The following is a 1380-nucleotide window of genomic DNA, read 5'->3' as shown; positions in this document are numbered from 1 at the left end:
ATTTTGTTTTCCACCCGCATAGCAGGTGGGTTTTTGTTTCGCACGTTTCACGTGCTCAACTGGGTCTAAAGACATACAAAAAAGAGGTCGATTTCTCGACCTCTTTTTGCGTACGATTAAGCATTACTTGTTAACGATAAACTTAGCAGCTTCGCCCTTGTTAACCAACACAACGTTGCCAGCAACGATGTTCGCCATAGCATCACGAGCTTCAACAGTAGCGTTCCCAACGTGTGGGGTTAAGATGACGTTCTTCAAAGTCTTGAAGCCATCGTCAACTTCGGGTTCCTTTTCGTAAACGTCCAAAGCGGCGCCAGCGATTTCGCCAGCCTTCAAAGCATCCAGCAAGGCAGCTTCATCAATGATTGGCCCACGACCAACGTTAATGATCGAAGCAGTTGACTTCATGGCCTTAAAGGCGTCAGCATCGAATTGGTGATGGTTGTCAGCAGTTTGTGGGGCGTTAATGCTGATGTAGTCACTGGTCTTGATCAATTCATCCAATGAAACATACTTCACCTTCATTGAACGCTCTTCAGGATCTGATAGGCGGTTTGGCTTGTAGTATTGAACGTTCATGCCCAAAGCATTGGCCTTGCGCGCAACGTCACTCCCGATGTTCCCTAAACCGACAACCCCTAAAGTCTTACCGGCAATTTCGTGGCCCAAGAAGTAAAGTGGGGCCCAGCCAGGGAAGCCTTCGTGACGCATCTTTTGATCACCCTCAACAATTCGGTGACTTAATGCTAAAATTAAACCAATGGTAACTTCAGCCACGGCGTTTGTTGAAACGGCTGGCGTGTTGGTTACTGGGATACCCTTTTCCTTTGCGTAGGCGGTATCAATGTTGTTGAACCCAGCACCGAAGTTCGCAATTAACTTCAGTTTAGGTGCAGCATCAATGATGGCCTTATCCACTTTAGTTGATAGTGGCGTGATTAAAAAGTCGGCATCCGTGACGTTTTTGAGTAATTCTTCATGAGAAATTAAGCCGTCACCAGCGAAAACGCTGACATCCAAACCGGCATCGGTCAGGGTTTTAGTGGCAACTTCTGGTAACTTAGCTGATAAATATACTTTGCTCATAAGATTTTACCTCCAGTATTTTGTTAACGCTTTCATTATCGTCCTAAATCGTTCAAAGTTCAATCACGCACTTTTTCGTAACCGTGCCAAAAGCCCGCCATATACCGCTGGAAAGCAATTGATATTTATTTCACAACTAACCAAATTCACGGGTTTGTACGCTTATCAATCACCTTAACGATGCGTTGATTTTAGCACGAATTTCTGAAAATCAAACGATTTAGCTCGACCCCAAATCTTAGTTTCTTGAAAGGAAAATTCACCATGACCGATCTCGTTCGTAACGAAGTTTTA

The 1380-nt window shown here is 44.6% G+C and carries 1 protein-coding gene; it reads right to left on the bottom strand.

The features are described 5' to 3' along the window. Positions 1-123 precede the first annotated feature (123 nt). Positions 124-1086: a 2-hydroxyacid dehydrogenase family protein gene (locus ACYVR3_RS11240; protein WP_054733302.1), complete on the bottom strand. Its 963-nt coding sequence runs from the start codon at positions 1084-1086 to the stop codon at positions 124-126. Positions 1087-1380 lie beyond the last annotated feature (294 nt).

This window comes from Secundilactobacillus muriivasis (genome assembly GCF_054785195.1).
The sequence above is the reverse complement of the archived record's forward strand: the minus strand, read 5'-3'. Positions and strand labels throughout refer to the sequence as shown.

Coding starts and splice junctions, on each gene's coding strand:
- ACYVR3_RS11240 (WP_054733302.1), bottom strand. CDS start 1,086: ATGAGCAAAGTATATTTATCAGCTAAGTTACCAGAAGTTGCCACTAAA.